Annotated in this window: 24 protein-coding genes and 1 tRNA gene; 11 read left to right on the top strand and 14 right to left on the bottom strand. The window is 62.8% G+C overall.

Going from position 1 to position 17577, the window contains the following annotated elements; translation table 11 throughout:
* Position 1: 1 nt before the first annotated feature.
* Positions 2 to 1063: an endonuclease/exonuclease/phosphatase family protein gene (locus tag ACZ9GA_RS05765; RefSeq protein WP_457356672.1), complete on the top strand. Its 1062-nt coding sequence runs from the start codon at positions 2 to 4 to the stop codon at positions 1061 to 1063.
* A gap of 26 nt (positions 1064 to 1089) precedes the next feature.
* Positions 1090 to 1419, top strand: a complete 330-nt coding sequence (locus tag ACZ9GA_RS05760) for a hypothetical protein (protein ID WP_457356673.1) — start codon at positions 1090 to 1092, stop codon at positions 1417 to 1419.
* Positions 1420 to 1647: 228 nt separating this feature from the next.
* Here ACZ9GA_RS05760 and ACZ9GA_RS05755 read toward each other — a convergent pair whose 3' ends face one another.
* Positions 1648 to 2172, bottom strand: coding sequence for a GNAT family N-acetyltransferase (locus tag ACZ9GA_RS05755; RefSeq protein WP_457356674.1), 525 nt, complete (start codon positions 2170 to 2172; stop codon positions 1648 to 1650).
* Between the two features lie 60 nt (positions 2173 to 2232).
* Positions 2233 to 2802, bottom strand: a complete 570-nt coding sequence (locus ACZ9GA_RS05750; protein ID WP_457356675.1) for an SPOR domain-containing protein — start codon at positions 2800 to 2802, stop codon at positions 2233 to 2235.
* Positions 2803 to 3094: 292 nt separating this feature from the next.
* Here ACZ9GA_RS05750 and ACZ9GA_RS05745 point away from each other — a divergent pair, with 292 nt between their 5' ends.
* Both ACZ9GA_RS05745 and ACZ9GA_RS05740 read left to right on the top strand, forming a co-directional pair.
* On the top strand, positions 3095 to 3391 hold the full coding sequence (locus ACZ9GA_RS05745; RefSeq protein ID WP_457356676.1) for a DUF6388 family protein: 297 nt from the start codon (positions 3095 to 3097) through the stop codon (positions 3389 to 3391).
* A 61-nt stretch (positions 3392 to 3452) separates the two neighbouring features.
* Positions 3453 to 3596 (top strand): hypothetical protein, encoded by a 144-nt coding sequence (locus ACZ9GA_RS05740; RefSeq protein WP_457356677.1) that lies wholly within the window; start codon positions 3453 to 3455, stop codon positions 3594 to 3596.
* Here the strand turns inward: ACZ9GA_RS05740 and ACZ9GA_RS05735 are convergent.
* From ACZ9GA_RS05735 to ACZ9GA_RS05715, 5 genes are all read right to left on the bottom strand, one after another.
* A complete protein-coding gene (locus ACZ9GA_RS05735) occupies positions 3593 to 4237 on the bottom strand; it encodes an SPOR domain-containing protein (protein WP_457356678.1) in 645 nt (214 codons plus the stop codon). The genes ACZ9GA_RS05740 and ACZ9GA_RS05735 overlap by 4 nt on opposite strands.
* 164 nt (positions 4238 to 4401) lie before the next feature.
* Positions 4402 to 4722 (bottom strand): hypothetical protein, encoded by a 321-nt coding sequence (locus ACZ9GA_RS05730; RefSeq protein WP_457356679.1) that lies wholly within the window; start codon positions 4720 to 4722, stop codon positions 4402 to 4404.
* A 10-nt stretch (positions 4723 to 4732) separates the two neighbouring features.
* Positions 4733 to 4912, bottom strand: a complete 180-nt coding sequence (locus ACZ9GA_RS05725; protein ID WP_457356680.1) for a hypothetical protein — start codon at positions 4910 to 4912, stop codon at positions 4733 to 4735.
* 152 nt (positions 4913 to 5064) lie between these two features.
* Positions 5065 to 5412, bottom strand: coding sequence for a hypothetical protein (locus ACZ9GA_RS05720; RefSeq protein WP_027981514.1), 348 nt, complete (start codon positions 5410 to 5412; stop codon positions 5065 to 5067).
* Between the two features lie 143 nt (positions 5413 to 5555).
* Positions 5556 to 5632 (bottom strand) — tRNA-Val (locus tag ACZ9GA_RS05715).
* 176 nt (positions 5633 to 5808) lie between these two features.
* Here ACZ9GA_RS05715 and ACZ9GA_RS05710 point away from each other — a divergent pair.
* Entirely contained in the window at positions 5809 to 7092 is a 1284-nt protein-coding gene (locus tag ACZ9GA_RS05710; RefSeq protein WP_027981512.1) for an NAD(P)/FAD-dependent oxidoreductase, read from the top strand.
* 41 nt (positions 7093 to 7133) lie between these two features.
* On the opposite strand, the gene ACZ9GA_RS05705 is transcribed toward ACZ9GA_RS05710, so the two are convergent.
* Positions 7134 to 7760 (bottom strand): peptidase C39 family protein, encoded by a 627-nt coding sequence (locus ACZ9GA_RS05705; protein ID WP_457363571.1) that lies wholly within the window; start codon positions 7758 to 7760, stop codon positions 7134 to 7136.
* Positions 7761 to 8011: 251 nt separating this feature from the next.
* On the opposite strand from ACZ9GA_RS05705, the gene ACZ9GA_RS05700 reads away from it, so the two are divergent.
* Positions 8012 to 8188 (top strand): hypothetical protein, encoded by a 177-nt coding sequence (locus tag ACZ9GA_RS05700; protein WP_455921400.1) that lies wholly within the window; start codon positions 8012 to 8014, stop codon positions 8186 to 8188.
* Positions 8189 to 8447: 259 nt separating this feature from the next.
* Here ACZ9GA_RS05700 and ACZ9GA_RS05695 read toward each other — a convergent pair whose 3' ends face one another.
* On the bottom strand, positions 8448 to 9200 hold the full coding sequence (locus ACZ9GA_RS05695; RefSeq protein WP_457356681.1) for a TerC family protein: 753 nt from the start codon (positions 9198 to 9200) through the stop codon (positions 8448 to 8450).
* A gap of 115 nt (positions 9201 to 9315) precedes the next feature.
* On the opposite strand from ACZ9GA_RS05695, the gene nhaR reads away from it, so the two are divergent.
* Positions 9316 to 10221, top strand: a complete 906-nt coding sequence (nhaR, locus tag ACZ9GA_RS05690) for a transcriptional activator NhaR (protein ID WP_457356682.1) — start codon at positions 9316 to 9318, stop codon at positions 10219 to 10221.
* Here nhaR and ACZ9GA_RS05685 read toward each other — a convergent pair.
* Together ACZ9GA_RS05685 and ACZ9GA_RS05680 are read right to left on the bottom strand one after the other, a co-directional pair.
* Entirely contained in the window at positions 10212 to 11372 is a 1161-nt protein-coding gene (locus ACZ9GA_RS05685) for an MFS transporter (protein ID WP_457356683.1), read from the bottom strand. The two genes, nhaR and ACZ9GA_RS05685, sit on opposite strands and share 10 nt — an antisense overlap.
* A gap of 140 nt (positions 11373 to 11512) precedes the next feature.
* Positions 11513 to 12022: a DUF1993 domain-containing protein gene (locus tag ACZ9GA_RS05680; RefSeq protein WP_457356684.1), complete on the bottom strand. Its 510-nt coding sequence runs from the start codon at positions 12020 to 12022 to the stop codon at positions 11513 to 11515.
* A 122-nt stretch (positions 12023 to 12144) separates the two neighbouring features.
* On the opposite strand from ACZ9GA_RS05680, the gene ACZ9GA_RS05675 reads away from it, so the two are divergent.
* Positions 12145 to 12795 carry a YceH family protein gene (locus ACZ9GA_RS05675; RefSeq protein ID WP_457356685.1) on the top strand — a complete coding sequence of 217 codons (651 nt, stop codon included), beginning with the start codon at positions 12145 to 12147 and terminating at the stop codon, positions 12793 to 12795.
* Here ACZ9GA_RS05675 and ACZ9GA_RS05670 read toward each other — a convergent pair whose 3' ends face one another.
* Positions 12796 to 13614, bottom strand: a complete 819-nt coding sequence (locus tag ACZ9GA_RS05670; RefSeq protein WP_457356686.1) for a shikimate 5-dehydrogenase — start codon at positions 13612 to 13614, stop codon at positions 12796 to 12798.
* Positions 13615 to 13793: 179 nt separating this feature from the next.
* Here ACZ9GA_RS05670 and ACZ9GA_RS05665 point away from each other — a divergent pair, with 179 nt between their 5' ends.
* Together ACZ9GA_RS05665 and ACZ9GA_RS05660 are read left to right on the top strand one after the other, a co-directional pair.
* Positions 13794 to 14126: a hypothetical protein gene (locus ACZ9GA_RS05665; RefSeq protein WP_081719284.1), complete on the top strand. Its 333-nt coding sequence runs from the start codon at positions 13794 to 13796 to the stop codon at positions 14124 to 14126.
* Positions 14127 to 14264: 138 nt separating this feature from the next.
* On the top strand, positions 14265 to 14459 hold the full coding sequence (locus ACZ9GA_RS05660; RefSeq protein ID WP_457356687.1) for a hypothetical protein: 195 nt from the start codon (positions 14265 to 14267) through the stop codon (positions 14457 to 14459).
* Between the two features lie 418 nt (positions 14460 to 14877).
* On the opposite strand, the gene ACZ9GA_RS05655 is transcribed toward ACZ9GA_RS05660, so the two are convergent.
* A complete protein-coding gene (locus ACZ9GA_RS05655; protein ID WP_457356688.1) occupies positions 14878 to 15438 on the bottom strand; it encodes a hypothetical protein in 561 nt (186 codons plus the stop codon).
* 221 nt (positions 15439 to 15659) lie between these two features.
* Between ACZ9GA_RS05655 and pbpG the strand changes: the two genes are divergently transcribed.
* The gene (gene pbpG, locus ACZ9GA_RS05650) at positions 15660 to 16577 is read left to right on the top strand and encodes a D-alanyl-D-alanine endopeptidase (protein ID WP_457356689.1); all 918 of its coding nucleotides are present in this window, start codon (positions 15660 to 15662) and stop codon (positions 16575 to 16577) included.
* Positions 16578 to 16610: 33 nt separating this feature from the next.
* On the opposite strand, the gene ACZ9GA_RS05645 is transcribed toward pbpG, so the two are convergent.
* Complete coding sequence (locus ACZ9GA_RS05645) at positions 16611 to 17576, bottom strand: sensor domain-containing diguanylate cyclase (RefSeq protein ID WP_457356690.1); 966 nt, start codon at positions 17574 to 17576, stop codon at positions 16611 to 16613.
* Between the last annotated feature and the right edge of the window lies 1 nt (position 17577).

Genomic DNA, 17577 nt, shown 5'->3' with positions numbered 1-17577 from the left:
CATGTTAAGGAAATTAACCACGGCGCTGCTGGCGTTGACGCTCGTCTGCGGCCAGGCCTTTGCCGATGTACGCATTGGCACCTGGAACCTGGAGCACCTCAGCGTGCGCCCCGGCAAGGACTTCACCAGCATTGCCAAGGTGGCGCAGAACGTCGACTTCCTTGCGGTACAGGAATTGATGAACGAAGAGGGCCTGACTGCCCTGCAGAAAGCCCTGGAGCAGGCTACCGGCAAGAAATGGTCGGCCATGGCATCCCACGCCACCGGTCGTAGTTCCTACAAGGAAATGTACGGCTTCGTCTGGCGTGATGATGCGGTTGCCTACGAAGACGGTGCCGTGACCTACCTCGACAAGGGCGACCATTTCGAGCGCGAGCCCTACTCGGCGCGCTTCCGCAACCTGAAGGACAACACCAGCTTCGTGGCCGCCACCGTGCACATCCACTACGGCAAGACCGTGGCCGACCGCACCAAGGAAGTGGCGGTGCTGGGCGAGTACTGGGCGTGGCTGAAAAGCGTGTACGACGGCAACACCAACATCATGCTGATGGGCGACTTCAACACCCCGCCCACCTCGACCGCCTGGGCCGGCCTGCGCACCAGTGCGCGCCCGCTGATGCTGCAGGGCGCCAGCACGCTGGCGACCACCGACGGCCAGTTTTCCAACCTGTATGACAATATTTTCGTGGCCAACGAAAGCACCATCAACGTCAAGACCGTCAAGGTGTTCGACTACCCCGCCTACCTGAAGATGAGCAATGCCACGGGGCGCTCCAGCGTGTCTGATCACGCACCGATCTTCATGAACGTGGTCATGGGTGGCAAGTCGACCGGCAAGGCCGCGCCATTTGCCGCGGCCCAGCCAGCCGTCAAGCCTGCCCAGGTGGCGAGCGCTGCCGTGTCTGGCAAAAGCGGCCCGGTGCGCGGCAACCGCAATTCCATGACCTACCACCGCCCGGACTGCCCGTCCTACAACTCGATTTCGGCGAAAAACCAGGTTGAGTTCGACAGCGAATCGGCGGCACTGGCAGCCCACTACCACATCGCCGGCAACTGCCGCTGATCACGGAACGTGCAAGGAGAAAAACGATGCGACGTATTGGCTTGACCCTGATGGCCCTGATGCTGGCGCTGGCCGCCGGCACCGCGGCGGCCAAACCGCTGAACCGCCATGAGGTGGACATGTGCCGCTGGGGCGCGGAGATCGCCCGGCAGGCGCAGCAATCGAAGCTGTCCGGCGTGACCCTGTACAGCGCCCGCCGCAAGCTGGAACGCCGCCATTTCAGCCAGCCATGGATGCGCCACATGGCCATCGGCATTACCGAACAGACCTACCACAGCCGCTCGCGCCTGCGCCCGGCGGCGGTGAAGCAGGAGTATTACCAGGGTTGTATCCGGCACGAGAAGGGCCGCCGGTAACTGCGGTGTAGCAACCTGCGCCGCCGCTGCCTCCTGTAGCAGCGGCCGCCAGGTCGCGTCGCAGACGCCGCGCATTGGCTGACCCACCGCGCTGCCGGTGACGCAGCCTTCGGCAGCTGCTACAGGACTGCGTTGTCTGCATCGCGGCCAAGGCCGGCTCCTACCCCGGCCGGCGTAGGAGCCGACCTTGGTCGCGATGCAGGCAATGCGGTTTCAAGACAGTTGCTGCTACGAATCGCATACGCTCTTCAACCGCGCCATGCTGTAGACGTTGACCAACCGACCATCACGCAGCGCGTAGTCACGCAGCTCGCCTTCCACCTCGAAGCCAACCTTGCGGTACAGCGCCAGCGCCGGCGCGTTATCGACATAGACCGTCAGTTCCACGCGGCGCAGCCCCATCCAGTTGTCGGCCACATCCAGCACCGCAGCCATCAGTCGACTGCCAATGCCCTTGCCCTGCCAATCCGGCGCCACGCCCATTGCCAGCGAACCGCTGTGCGCCAGGCGCACGCGTTCGTTCTGCCATAGCCCGCAATGGCCCACCACCTGCTCGCCGTCAATCGCAACCAGGGCTACCCGGCGCTCGCTCTCGGCGCCCAATGCCAGGCGCTTGGTCCACATATCCACGGTTGGCCAAGGCATTTGCAGCACTTGGCGCGCTACCGCAGGCGCACCGTATAACTGCGCAAGACCTTGCGCATGCTCCGGCGCCGCGGCAACCAGACGTATCCCTTCCACTAATCCATTCACAGGCCTGCACTCCTTGTCAGTGAGGCCCGAGTGTAGGCGAGCGTGGCCCGCCCTGACCAGTCAGTTGGCCTGATGCTCCACCACTACCGACTTGATGCCCTGCGCGGCCAGCAGCTGCGCACGCTTCTGCTCGGCTTCTTCCTGGGTCTTGAACGGCCCCAGGTACACCAGTTGCTTGCCATCGCGCTGCGCCACGCTGGCAACAAAACCGTTTTCGATCAGGCGCGAAGTCATGTCACTGAGCGCGCCCATGTTGGCACCGTCGACGATTTGCACTTCCCAGCCGTTGGCGCCGGCCACGGCAGCAGGCTTGCCCTGGGTAGCAGTCACTTCCTGGCCTTCGCCGCACACTTCACGCACCTTGGGGTTATTGCCATCTTCATCGATGACGGCGGTGAAGCCTTCTTCAGTCTTGATTGCCGCGTAATTGCGGTAGCCTTCGAACTGGCCAGCGGCGTTCTTTTGGCGTACCTGGCCGCACACATCGCCCTTGGTTGTGGTGCGCACGTTGGTGAAGCGCGCCGTCTTGGGATTGTCCAGGTGCAACAGCACGGCCTTGGCCGACTCTTCCACCGCACTGCCGCAACCGGCCAGCATCAGCACCGCACCCACCACCATCAATTTGCGCACACGCCCACCTCCCGAATATGATCGGTCGATTTTACCACCGATCGTCGCGTGAAGGCCTGCATGGCACAACGCAAGCACGCCGCAACGGTCTTCAATTACATGAACCGGCTATTCCACGCCGACACGCGCAGGCCTGGCGATGAAGTTACTGATGCTGTTAGTACTGCTGTTCTTCGCCCTTATCCTGCTGGCTGCCGCACTGAATGCAGCCGCACCCTGAGCGCCTGGCCCTTCACGTTACCGGGGCGCTGACAGATAATGGCCCCGCTTTTACCGCCTGACAGAGATCACCATGATTGCCAAAGAAGCCCGCAGCCAGCTCGCCCTGGACAAGTTTGTCGCCAGCAACCCGCAGTTGCTCGACGAGATCAAGGCGCTGAGCCCCAAGGACCAACAGCAGCAGATTCAGTGGGCCTTCGAAGACCAGGCTGAAGAACAGGGGATCGAGCCCTGGGAACTGACCCTGGAATTGATCGCCACCTCCGCCGAAGAACTCAAGGCTATGCGCCTGGAAGTTCACCAGGAAGTGGCCCAGACCCTGGGCATGAGCTGGGAAGAATACTGCTCGTTCAATGAGATCGAACCCTGAGCGCAGGGTAAGTGAATGCCGGGCATCCAGGATGCCCGGCCCCCCTTGAGGAGGCGACGCCATGGCACCCGATCCGGATTTTGATCACGGCGACGAAGCACCGCTCAACGACTCCGATGAAGGCGAAGCCAACCTGGACACCGCCGAGGTGTTGCCGGACGAGCCGGAAATCATCATCGACGACGGCGTCAACGGCGTCGACTAGCCGTGGGCAACGGCCGGCGCCGGCAAATCACCCGTACCGCGATAGCGCACCACAATCCCGCGGATTTTATGGTCATGGCGTAGCTGGTCGAGTTTATGGGTGGCCTCGGAGCGCGAATCGAACGGCCCCACGAACACCCGACTGACATTGTCCTCACGCGCCACATACGGGGCGTAGCCCATGCCCTTGAGTTTTTTGCTCATCAGCGCTGCCGAGCCGGCGCTGGTGGATGCCAGCTGCACTGACCATTTGACCCCGGCGATTTCGGCCGGCCCTTTCGAGGCCGCCACTGCCGGAGCTGGAGCCGATGCAGGCGCAGGTGCCGGGGTGGGCACGACGGCCAGCGGATAGCCACATGCCTGAGCGGCAACAGCGTTGGTGGATGACTGATCCAGAGTCACCTGAAAACCGTCCGAGCCCTTGCGCGCCAGGTAGTGACCGAAGCCCGAATAGGCCCCATAACTGTTCTTGCCATTGACCTCGCCGCAGACGCTGCCATCTGCCAGTTCGCGATCGCCGCGGAACTGCGCCGAAGCAGGGTCCGTCAATTGGTACGCCACAGCCTTGTGTGCAGACTCCAAGGCGCTGTCACCACAACCGGCCAGTGCCAAGGTAACCATCAGAAGGGAAAATGTGCGCATCGGGAGACCTCCGCAGGGGGACTACATCCTTGATTCTAGCAGCGCCGCGCGGTGGGGCCGCGGGGATAGGTGCCAGACCCGTACTGACTATAGGCTCGACAGGAGAGGAGCGGCAAGCGGTGCAGGGCGGCGCTCAACAGAGTTTCATAAAAAACCAGCACCCCTTACCGCGCCCCATTCGCCACCACCAGCGGGGAGACCACACTGGTCCAGGCCGACACCACTGATGCCCATGCCATGGCGAGCGCCCCCAAGAGAATTCCGGGCTTTTGATCCCTGAGGACGCCAAGGTCCTCTACCGGCGCCGCGTACGTAGTGACCCCGAGCAAGACGGCGGCCACTGCGCTGGCACAGGACATCGCCACCATGACCACATGGGTGAGCGTTGGCACCTGACGCCGGTAACCACATAGCACTATGTAAATGAGGATGAAAGACAGGCTTAGCCCGACAGACCAGCGCAATGGATCAATCTCGATTGCCATACTGGCTGCCTCACGCCACTCGCAGCGCGTAAAGCCCGAACAGCAGACCCAGCACAGCCCCGACCAATAGGCTGACCGAGCTGGGCAGCAGGGCATTGGCAATGGTCGCGCTACCCGCCATAGTCGCCAAGGGTGTAACGCTCATGAAGCGTGACGGGATGAGAAACGAAAACGCCTTCTTGTGTGGCATGCTCAGACTCCCTGTTTGAATCGCCAGACCGACACTGGATGTGTGCCGGCCCAGCCAGTATGGGCAACGCCTCAAGGGCACCACAACCCACGAACAAAGAATCAGAACAGTCCTACAACCACCAGGGAAAGCGCTCCCTCAGCCCCCACCCACTACAAACACGTACTCAACGCCGCCAACCGCTGATGCGCCAACGCCGAGCCCTGCTCAGCGAAATACGCTACCGCACTGCCCTTCCCCGCCTGGCGCACATCGGCGAAATTCTTTGAATCGATCATCACCGTCAGGCTGCCATCCTTGTTCGGCTCGGTGTGGGAGTCCGCCGCCGAACCGGACAGCACTTCATCCTGCCAGGAGTACTCGATGCACTGGGCAACGTCCTTGGCCGGTTTTTCCGATGTAAACGAGCGATAGGCACCCTGGCTACGGGCCTGGTCCATGTTGGCGGACATGCAGCCGCTCAGTGAAACCAGCAGGATTGCGCTCAACAGCTTTCGCATGGTGTTCCCTCAAGAGTGATCAGGGCGGCACTTTATCATCCGCAGGCACGATTGCCGTGTCCGAATGGTTTCCTGAAGACAAACAAAAAAGGCGACCCTTTCGGATCGCCTTTTTCACACCGCCCAGCAGAGCGGATTTTGTTTGGTAGGCGCGATTGGACTCGAACCAACGACCCCCACCATGTCAAGGTGGTGCTCTAACCAACTGAGCTACGTGCCTGCTGTAGGGCGGCATTTTACGGATTTGCCGGGGGCTGTCAACGACTTTTTTAGCTAACCCACTGAATATCCGAAATTTTTAGCCAAAACAGGCTTTCCAACTTACCGCTGGAATCCGGATTTCATCTCAGGTACGATTTGCCAACACGTCAAAAATATAAAACAGAGGTTGCAGCAATGGCGAACACCCCCTATCCACAGTCGTACTACGCCGCATCAGCCAATGCCGCGCCTTCACGCCCATCCTTGCAGGATGAAGTGCAAACTGACGTGTGCATCATCGGCGCTGGCTACACCGGTCTGTCCAGCGCACTGTTTCTTTTAGAGAACGGCTTCAAGGTTACCGTTCTCGAAGCCGCCAAGGTCGGTTTTGGCGCCTCGGGCCGCAACGGCGGCCAGATCGTCAACAGCTACAGTCGTGACATCGACGTCATCGAGCGCACCGTGGGGCCCAAGCAGGCGCAACTGCTGGGCCAGATGGCGTTCGAGGGCGGGCGCATCATTCGTGAACGCGTGGCCAAGTACAACATCCAGTGTGATCTGAAGGACGGCGGCGTGTTCGCGGCCCTCACCAGCAAGCAGATGGGTCACCTGGAATCGCAGAAACGCCTGTGGGAGCGCTTCGGCCACACCCAGCTGGAACTGATGGACCAGCGCCGCATCCGTGAAGTGGTGGCGTGCGACCAATACATCGGCGGCATGCTGGACATGAGCGGCGGCCACATCCACCCGCTGAACCTGGCACTGGGCGAAGCCGCCGCGGTGGAATCGCTGGGCGGCACCATCTACGAGCAGTCGCCTGCGGTGAAGATCGAGCGCGGTGCCAACCCGGTGGTGCACACCCCGCAAGGCCGCGTGCGCGCCAAGTTCGTCATCGTCGCCGGTAACGCCTACCTGGGTAACCTGGTGCCGGAGCTGGCGTCCAAGTCCATGCCGTGCGGCACCCAGGTGATCACCACCGAACCGCTCAGCGACGAACTGGCCCGCACCCTGCTGCCCCAGGACTACTGCGTAGAGGACTGCAACTACCTGCTGGACTACTACCGCCTGACCGCCGACAAGCGCCTGATCTTCGGCGGCGGCGTGGTGTACGGCGCCCGCGATCCGGCCAACATCGAGGCGATCATCCGCCCGAAAATGCTCAAGGCCTTCCCGCAGCTCAAGGACGTGAAGATCGACTACGCCTGGACCGGCAACTTCCTGCTGACCCTGTCGCGGTTGCCGCAAGTGGGCCGCCTGGGCGACAACATCTATTACTCCCAGGGCTGCAGCGGCCACGGCGTGACCTACACGCACCTGGCGGGCAAGGTGCTGGCCGAGGCCCTGCGTGGCCAGGCCGAACGTTTCGATGCGTTCGCCGAACTGCCGCACTACCCGTTCCCGGGCGGCCAGTTGCTGCGCACCCCGCTGACCGCGCTGGGCGCCTGGTACTACAGCCTGCGTGACCGTCTGGGCGTGTAACCCGGCAGAAAACAAAACGGCACCGCAAGGTGCCGTTTTTGTTACTGGGCGTCCAGCGCCCGGGTGGCGCGTGCCGCCGCCTGCTCCTGGCCAGCCTGGCCCAGGTCGTTGGCTGCCTTCAGCCAGCGCTGGCGATCGACATTGGCCGGCAATTGCCCCGGCTTCTGCACCAGCACTGCCCAATGCCCGGCGCTGTTCCAGGCAGAGCGGAAGCTGTCGAAGTTCATCAGCTTGCGCCGCTCGTTGCCCGAGCGCAGCAGTACGTGCTGCTTGTAACGGTCGTAACCCACCAGCAAGGCATAGCGCGGGCTGGTCCAGAGCGTGCCGTCCATGTAACGCACCAGCACCGGGTAGCCCGCCGCCACCTGGGCAAACAGCGCAGGTAGATCATCAGCCAGCGGGTAGACGACCATGCCATATTCCTGGGCAGTGGCTTGCAGCGAGGTTTGCAGCTTGTCTTCGCCGCCCGGCATATGCAGCGACTTGTCCAGCAACCCCGGGGTAATCACGATGCCTTGCTGCGACAGCGCGCTGGCCAGGGCCATGGAGGCGCCCTGCTCGGTGTCACCACGGAAGAACGGCACACTGCTGAGCTCGACCCGATCCGGCAGGCCCTTGATCGGCGGCGCCGGCTTGTGGCTGGCGCAACCGGCAGCGGCCAGCACCATCAACAGGGGGGCGAACAGCTTGATGAAGGGGGTGCGCAAAGTAACCTCACTGTCAGGGACAACGCCGCTGCTGGCGGCCGGGGCCCCGATGATAGGCCGCCTGCGGGCAAGGGTATAGCGTTTGCGCGCAGTTTCATCCGCGCCATAGAGCCAATCAGCCCAAGCGCTGCGACCTTTGGTCAATAGCCTGAAACACGCCACCGACTAGACTGTTACCTGTACACCGTTACTGCCTTCTGGAGGCACTGTTTATGAGCCTGACCATGGCCATCGTGATGATGGTCGGCGCCTGGATACTGGTGGCCGCCGCCATGCTGTGGGGCGTGATGCGCATTGCGCGGCGCCATCAGCATCCCGCGCCACGCCCCCGCGTCAACACCCGCCCCGTAGCCGCTGCCGAAGGCTGCGCTGGCCCTGTGCCTCGCTGAATATTTCCAGCGCACGGCAGGGCCAGCGCAGCCTGGCGGCAGCGGCTACAGTTTACGCCGGCTGCGTCAGAGCCCGGCGTGACAGCATGTTCAGCCCTTCAATTGATGCGCATTGCGCGGCGCCATCAGCATCCCGCGCAACGCCGCCACGTCAACACCCGCCCCGTAGCCGCTGCCGAAGGCTACGCTGGCCCTGTGCCTCGCTGAACATTTTCAGCGTACAGCAGGGCCAGCGCAGCCTGGCGGCAGCGGCTACCGGTTACGCCGGCTGCGTCACTTCGCGCTTTTTGCGAGCCCGGCGCGACAGCATGTTCAACCCTTCGATCAATGCCGAGAACGTCATGGCAGCGTACACGTAGCCTTTGGGCACATGGGCGCCGAAGCCTTCGGCGATCAGCGTCATGCCGATCATGATCAAAAAGCCCAAGGCCAGCATCACCACCGTCGGGTTGTCGTTGATAAAGCGCGCCAGCGGCTCGGCGGCCAGCAGCATCACCAGCACGGCACTGACCACGGCGATGATCATGATCGGCAGGTGCTCGGTCATGCCTACTGCGGTGATGATGCTGTCGATGGAGAACACCAGGTCCAGCATCAAAATCTGACAAATAGCACCGGCAAAGCCCATGGCCACCTGGCCACCCACGCTGGCCTCGTGCTGGGCCTGGGGGTCGACGCTGTGATGGATTTCCTTGGTGGCCTTCCACAACAGGAACAGACCACCGGCAATCAGGATCATGTCCTTCCACGAAAACGCCTGCCCGAACAGGTCGATCACCGGCTCGGTCAGCTGGACGATATACGCCACTGTGCTCAACAAGCCCAGGCGCAACACCAGCGCCATGCCGATGCCCAAGCGACGGGCCTTGGCCTGATATTGCTTGGGCAATTTGTTGGTGAGGATCGAGATGAAAATCAGGTTGTCGATGCCCAGCACGATCTCCATGACCACCAGGGTGGCCAGGGCAATCCAGGCAGTGGGGCTAGAGGCGAGTTGCAGAAGGTAGTCCATGGGGGTGCCGCTCATGCTGTCGATGGGATGCGATGCAGTGTAGGAAAAATAAAACCTCAGAAAAATTCGTATTTTTAGCCGGTATACTTCGGTTTTTACGAATCGGCTGGTTGCCATGCTCAATTACCGTCAACTGCACTATTTCTGGGTGGTGGCCAAGACCGGCAGCGTGGCACGCGCCGCCGAGCAACTGAACCTTACGCCCCAGACCATCAGCGGTCAGATCACCCTGCTGGAAGAAACCTTCGGCCTGGCACTGTTCCAGCGGGTCGGCCGCCAACTCGAGCTGACCGAAGCAGGCCGCCAGGCCCTGCCCTACGCCGAGCAGATGTTCCAGCTGGGCAACGAACTGCAAACCCTGCTGCGCGCCCAGCCCGGCCAGCAGGCACTGGCCCTGCGCGTGGGCGTGGCCGACGTGGTGCCCAAGTCCATCGTTTACCGGCTGATCGCGCCCAGCATGCAATTGGACGAACCGGTGCGCATCACCTGCCGCGAGGACAAGCTCGAACGCCTGTTGGCAGACCTGGCCGTACAGCGCCTGGACCTGGTGATTTCCGACAGCCCCATGCCCGCGCACCTGGACATCAAGGGCTACAGCCAGAAACTGGGGGAATGCGGCATCAGCTTCTTTGCCACCCAGCCGCTGGCCGAGCGCTACGGGCCGGGCTTCCCCGCCAGCCTCAACGGCGCCCCGCTGTTGATCCCCGGCCAGGAAACCATGGTGCGCAGCCGCCTGCTGCGCTGGTTCGGCGATCAGCTGATCCAGCCGAAAATCGTCGGCGAGTTCGACGACAGCGCACTGATGCAGGCTTTCGGCCAATCGGGCAGCGGCCTGTTCATCGGCCCCAGCGTGATCGCCGAGGAATTGCAGGCACAGCACAACGTACGGCTGATCGGTCAAACCGAAGCCGTACGCGAGTCGTTCTATGCCATCTCGGTGGAGCGCAAGGTCAGCCACCCCGGCATCGTCGCCATCACCGAAGGCGCGCGCCGGGAGCTGTTTACTGCACCTCAGGCCTGAGGTACGGGGGTAACCCGGCGGGCACTCATCATCAGCCACGCCAGGGCAATGGACAGCAGCATGAAGCCGGCGGCAGCAAAGCCCACGCTGCCCAGGCCCAGGGTGTCGATGACGCGACCACCGACAATGGCGCCCAGGCCGATGCCCAGGTTGGCACCGGCAATGTTCAGCGAGGCTGCAAAGGCCGGCGCCTGAGGCGCAGCCTTGATCAGGCGCACCTGGCTGACCAGAAACAGCGCAGCCTGGGTCACGCCCCACACGGCAAGTGCCGCCGCCAGGCCGAAGGCCGAGTGGATGCTGGGCACCACCGCCACAAGCCCTGCAATCATGAACCCGGAGAACAGCATGGAGGCGATCAGCGGGTGACGGTCCACCAGGCGGCCGCCCAGCGAGTTGCCGATCAGGCCCACGGCACCGAAGGCCATCAGACACCAGCCCACCACCGAGCCTTCGAAGCCGGCCAGACGCTCGAGGATGTCGGCCAGGTACGTGTAAGCCGTGAACATGCCGCAAAAGACGATGACCGACAGCAGCACATGGCCCTGCATCAGCGGCTGGCGCAGGATGGCAAATTGCGAGCCCAGCGAGCGCTCCTCCGCACGGGCCTCGCTGCGCGGCAGGTACACCAGCAGCAACACAGCCTTGGCCAGGGCCACGCCGGCGATGATCCAGAACGCGGCGCGCCAGCCCAGGGCGTTGCCGATCAGGGTGCCGACCGGGATGCCGAATACCGTGGCGCAGACAATGCCGAAGCCTATTTTGGCAATGGCGCGGCCGGCGTGGTCGGGGCCGACGATGTCCACGGCGGTCTCGCTGGCCAAGGCCCAGAACACTGGCAGGCCCAACGCCGGGATCAACCGGGCGATGCTCATGACCGCGATGTTGGGCGCCAGGGCCGCGATGACGTTGGCCAGGGCGAACAGCAGCAGAATGATGACAAACAGGCGCTTGCGCTCGAAACGGCCGCACCAGGCGGTCAGGAACGGACCCAGGGCCGCAACGGTAAAGGCGAACAGTGTCACCAGCAGCCCGGCCTGGGACACGCTGACGTCCAGGTCACGAGCGATCGCCGGCAGCAGGCCGACGATGATGAATTCCGTGGTCAGCACGGTGAAGCCGGCGGCCGACAACAGCAGGATGGGGAACAGCATTGAAACCTCAAAAAAAGCGAAACCACAAACAGTCTGTAGCCGCTGCCGCCAGGCTGCGCTGGCCGGAGTGAACCCTGCAGATTTTCAGCAAGGCACAGGGCCAGCGCAGCCTGTCGGCAGCGGCTACGGGAGGGACCGAATCAATAGGCGCCCATGAAATCGCGCTTGCCCACTTCCACACCGTTGTGGCGCAGGATGTCGTAGGCGGTGGTGACGTGGAAGAAGAACTGCGGCAAACCGTAGTGCAGCAGGTAGGTCTGGCCGCTCAGCTTCTTCTCTTTCGGGGTGCCTGGGCGCAGCACGATTTCGCGCTCTTCCTGGCCGTCGATCTGCGCCGCTTCCAGGCTGGCGATAAAGCCCAGCACCTTGGCCAGCAGCGCCTGCAGGTCAGCAAAGCTCAGCTCTGCATCCGGGTAGGACGGCACTTCCACACCAGCCAGGCGGGCCGAGACGCCGTTGGCGAAGTCGACGGCGATCTGCACCTGGCGAACCAGCGGGAACATGTCCGGGTACAGGCGCGATTGCAGCAGCACCGATGGCTCGATATTGCGCGCAGCCGCGTGGTCCTCGGCTTTCTTGAGGACATCGCCCAGCGCGGTCAGCAGTTGCTTGAACACGGGAACGGAGGCAGCGTACAGAGAAATGCTCATGAGAGCTCCTGATAACGGGTTAAGGGCAGTGAGCCGCCAATGATAGACCGTGGGCCAGGGCGGCGTCCGGTGTTTTATTGCATACTGGCGCCCTACCTGACCCGCCGCCCACGGAGCGCCCCATGTCCGCCGAACAAGAATCCACCACCGACACGCTGCTGCTCAGCCCCAGCGAAATCCGCATCCTGGGCGCGCTGATCGAAAAGCAGGCCAGCAACCCGGAAACCTACCCCCTGACGCTCAACGCCCTGGTGCTGGCCTGCAACCAGAAAACCAGCCGCGAGCCGGTGATGAACCTCACCCAGGGCGAGGTTGGCCACAGCCTGCGCGCCCTCGAGGGCCAGGGCATGACCCGCCTGGTGATGGGCAGCCGCGCCGACCGCTGGGAACAACGCCTGGACAAGGCCCTGGAACTGGTGCCCGCGCAGCTGACCCTGATGGGCCTGCTGTTTTTGCGCGGCCCGCACACCATCAACGAACTGCTGACCCGCAGCAGCCGCCTGCATGACTTCGAAGATGGCGAGCAGGTGCTGCACCAACTCGAGCGCCTGGTGGCTCGCGGCTTCGCCCTGCACCTGCCACGTCAGGCCGGCCAGCGCGAGGACCGCTACACCCACGCCCTGGGCGGCCCGGTGGACATGGATGCACTGCTGGCCCCGCGCCAGAGCGGCGCCGAGCGCAGCACCGGCGCAACTGTGTCCCAGGAACGCCTCGACGAACTGGAAGCGCGCGTCGCCGCCCTGGAAGAGCGGCTGGCGCGCCTGGAAGGCTGATCAGCCGCGGGCGTACTCGGTGGCCAGGCGCACCTGCTCGTCCGTAGGGCGCACGCCGGTGTACAGCACGAACTGCTCCAGTGCTTGCAGAGCGATCACCTCAAGGCCGGTGATCACCTGCTTGTTCAAAGACTGGCCCAGCAATACCAGCGGCGTCTGCGCCGGCAGCGCCACCACGTCGAAAACGATATCGGCGGCCTGCACGGCCTCGGCGCAAAACGCCAGGTCATCGACTTGCGGCCCGCCGCTCATGCCGATCGGCGTGACATTGACCAGCATCTGCGGGCGCAGGTCGCCCAGCTCGGCACGCCATTCATAGCCCAGGTGCTGCGCCAGTGCCTTGCCGCTCTGCGGATTACGGGCCACCAGCGTGCCGTGGGCAAAGCCGGCATCGCGAAACGCGGACGCCACCGCCTTGGCCATGCCGCCGCTGCCGTGCAGGGCGAACGAGGTGTCGGGCGATAGATCATGTCGCTCTATCAATTGACGAATGGCGATATAATCAGTGTTAAATGCCTTCAAATGACCGTTATCATTGACCACGGTATTGATCGACTGGATGGCCGCCGCCGAGGCATCCATTTCGTCGACCAGCGCGATGCACGCTTCCTTGAACGGCATCGACACGCCGCAGCCCCGAATCCCCAGGGCGCGGATACCGGCAATCGCTGCCGGCAGGTCACTGGTGCTGAAGGCCTTGTAGTAATAATCCATACCCAGCTGCTCATACAGGTGGTTATGGAAACGCACGCCGAAATGCCCCGGCCGCCCGGCCAGGGACATGCAAAGGACGGTGTCGCGGGTTGGAATCATGGGCATTGCAAGGCTCCATCACTGGCATGTAACTGAGTAGTAAGGACAATGTAGTTTCAGACCTTACACAAAATTTACCAAACCCCGTCGCAGATTCTTACAAATTCGCTGTCATAGTAGTGCGACAGTCCTTGGGTGAACCAATCCGGCCCCGGGTACTGGAATCGTAATATGAGGAACAAGTCATGATTCGTCAGCTTCCCAAGATTGCCTTGCTGATCGGCGCCCTCGCCGCAGCCGGCCAGGCGTCCGCCCATGGCGGTGGTGGTCCAGGTGTGTTGGGTGCAGTTCTAGGTGGCGCCGTTGTTGGCGCAGTGGTGACCTCTGCCCTGGCCCCGCGTGAAGTCGTGGTACAGCAGCCGGTCTACGCCGCGCCGCCGCCACCGGTTTACGTAGCGCCACAACCGGTCTACGTGGCTCCGCAGCCTGTTGTCTATGCGCAACCGGTCTACGCGCCGCCACCGCCACCGCGCTACTACGGTCCACCACCGGTCTACTACGGTCGTCCAGGCTGGTAAGTGGAATGGCCACCGACGGCTGCCTGCGGGCAGCGTCGGTGAGCTGATGTGTTGCATCAATGATCACTATTGAAAGCGATGATTTCCCGGCAATCCTGCGCGGCCTTAATCTGGCCTCACGAAATGCAGGAGCCACCCATGAACACCGTCAGCATCATGTCAGTCATCGGCAGCGCCGTTCCCGCCAAGCTTCGCGACCTGGGGTTGCTGGCTTGCTGGTACGTAGTACGCGACGGTGAACCGCTCAGCGGCCCCTTGATGTCGCTGGACCAGGCGCAGGCCTTGTCACAGACCTTGATGAGCAGCAAGGCCGACAAGCCCGTGACCCATTGACCCTGCAACACCCCCGAATTTGTGTTGTGCGTTGCTCTCGCACCCCCCTTGCCCCGCCACCCTCGTCGCGGGGCTTTTTAATGCCTGCCTGTAGCCGCTGCCGAAGGCTGCGCTGGCCCGTATGTGCGCTACAGATCCAGGGTGATCTCAGGGGCCAGCGCAGCCTGGCGGCAGCGGCTACAGTCCCCAGCCCCGAGCCCTGCAGGTAGCCGCTGCCGAAGGCTGCGCTGGCCTGTATGCGCGCTGTAGATCCACAGTGGTCTCAGGGGCCAGCGCAGCCTGGCGGCAGCGGCTACAGTCCCCAGCCCCGAGCTCTGCAGGTAGCCGCTGCCGAAGGCTGCGCTGGCCCGTATGTGCGCTATAGATCCAGGGTGATCTCAGGGGCCAGCGCAGCCTGGCGGCAGCGGCTACAGGGTGGTCAGGCTTTCTCGGCCATCAGGGCATTGGCCTGCGCGCGCTGCGCCAGTTTTTGCACGAGTTTTTCCAGCCCTTGCAGCACTGCGCGGTCAGAGCGGCCACTTTCCAGCTCATCCGCCAACGCGTTCACCACCTGGCGCAGCTCATGGGCGATGACGATGCGGTCATCGTTGTGGTCCTGCTTGTGCGACTCGAAAAGCCGATGCAGGTAGTCCTGCAACCCCGCCTGCACGCGATGACGGTCCGTGGCGCGCCAGTGCGCCATGTTCACGCCGACCTGGTTCAACAACTCCTGAAACTCCAGCACCAGGTACTGCAGCCGCCGCGCGTAACCCACCTGCTCGTCACGCCATGTCTTGTGCCGCGACACCGCTTCCTGCTTGCGCTGCAAGGCCGGCACGGCAATGGCCAGCATCAGCGCGATGACCACCGCCACGGCCTGAATCCAGGCCATGGCATCCCATGGTTTTTGAATGAACGCACACAGCAACAGCACTACCGCAATGGCACCGCTCCACAACAACAGCGCCCGGTAGTCCTGCTGGAAAAAACCCTTGAACATTGCGCGACTCCCACGTCGTTTTTAAACGGTATTGGTAGGGGAAACCCGCCAGATCGCACGTGGATGGCAGGCGAAGATGAAATAACACTTTTATTTTTTTATTACAGGGGTTTAAGCCCGCCAGGCAATCGACAGCGCCTGAGCCATACTCATAAACTACGGCGTTTTTTCAAGAACAACCCGTTACAAACGGCTTATCTACTTTTTAGCGAGCGCTACACGTGAAAACCTCCCTTTCTATCCTGAGCCTGTTGCTTGTTCTGACAGGTACTGCTGCCGTCACGTCGAACGCTGTTGCCGCCGAAAAACCTGTTTCCCAACGAGATCCCTCGCAGTTGCGCCTGGCGTCGGGCAGCGCCCTGCTGATCGACCTGGAAAGCAACAAGGTGATCTACGAAAACCGCGCCGATACCGTGTTGCCAATTGCCTCGGTGTCCAAGCTGATGACGGCCATGGTGGTACTGGACGCCAAGCAAGACATGAACGAGATGATCGATGTCGACATCAGCCACACCCCGGAGATGAAGGGAGTCTTCTCCAGGGTCAAGCTGGGCAGCGAACTGACCCGTCACGACATGATGCTGATCGCCCTGATGTCCTCGGAAAACCGCGCCGCGGCTACCCTCGCCCATCATTACCCGGGCGGCTACAACGCCTTCATCAATGCCATGAACGCCAAGGCACGCAGCCTGGGCATGAGCCACACCCACTACGTGGAACCCACCGGCCTGTCCACCAGCAACGTCTCCACGGCCCGTGACCTGAGCAAGCTGCTGATCGCTGCCCAGCACTACCCCACCCTGCGCGAGCTGAGCACCACCCGCGAAAAAACCGTGTTCTTCAAGAAACCCAACTACAGCCTGGGCTTCCACAACACTGACCACCTGGTGAACAAGAACAACTGGGACATCCGCCTGACCAAGACCGGCTTCACCAACCAGGCCGGCCACTGCCTGGTGCTGCTGACCACCATGGGCAACCGCCCGGTGGCCATGGTCATCCTGGATGCCTTCGGCAAGTACACCCACTTCGCCGACGCCACGCGCCTGCGCAACTGGGTCGAAACCGGCCGCAGCACCGCCGCCCCCGCCGTGGCCCTGCGCTACAAGGCCGACAAGCACGGCCGTCAGGTCGACTGACCGGCCTGCGCGCTGATCACGCCACAGGCGTGGTCAGTGCTTGCGGCTGGCCTGCTTGTGCGCGTACATGGCCGCATCGGCCTCGGCCAACAACCGCTTGATCGAATCATGCTTGGCCGGGTCGTACTCGATACGCCCCAGGCTGTAGCGAATGTCGTAGCCGCGCTGGGCCTCGACATTGCGGCGCGCCAGCGCCTGCTTCAGCCGCTCGGCGATCACGTCGCCATCCTGGGCATTGGAGCCCATCAGCAGGGCGACGAACTCGTCCCCGCCCAGCCTTCCCACCAAGTCCATCTCGCGCAATACCTCGCGCAAGGTCTCGGCAAACGTCACCAGTGCCCGGTCGCCTTCGGCGTGGCCCCAGGTGTCGTTGATCTTCTTGAAATCGTTGAGGTCGAAAAACAGCAGCGAGGCCGACGTGTTCATGCGTTTGCAGATGCTCAGCGCATGCTCGGCCAGGGCCTCGAAACCACGACGGTTGGACACCTGGGTCAGGTCGTCGATGGTGGCCAGCTGCAAAGCTTCGATTTCCTGCTCGGCCATGCTGGCCAGGTCGCGCAGCAACTCGCGCTCCTCGGCATCGAGGATGCGCGGGCGCGAGTCGATCAGGCACAGGGTGCCGATCTTGGCGCCGTTGCCCACGCGTAGCGGGCAACCGGCATAGAAACGGATATTGGGCTCACCGGTCACCAGCGGGTTGTCGTGAAAGCGCTCATCGTTGGTGGCGTCGGGAATCATCAACACCTGGTCGCCCAGGATCGCGTGGCCGCAAAAAGAGATGTCGCGCGGGGTCTCGCTGGCACTCAGGCCCTGGCAGGACTTGAACCACTGACGGTTGACGTCCACCAGGCTGACCAGCGCAATGGGCACATCAAACAGCCGTCGCGCCAGGCGCGTCAGCCGGTCGAAGCGCTCTTCGGGCGCGGTGTCGAGGATGTTCATCGAGCGCAGCGTGGTCAAACGCTCCGCTTCGTTCACAGGCTTGGATGGGGCCAGCATC

The organism is Pseudomonas sp. TE3644, from assembly GCF_056278815.1.
This window is presented reverse-complemented; position numbering and strand designations above follow the sequence as displayed.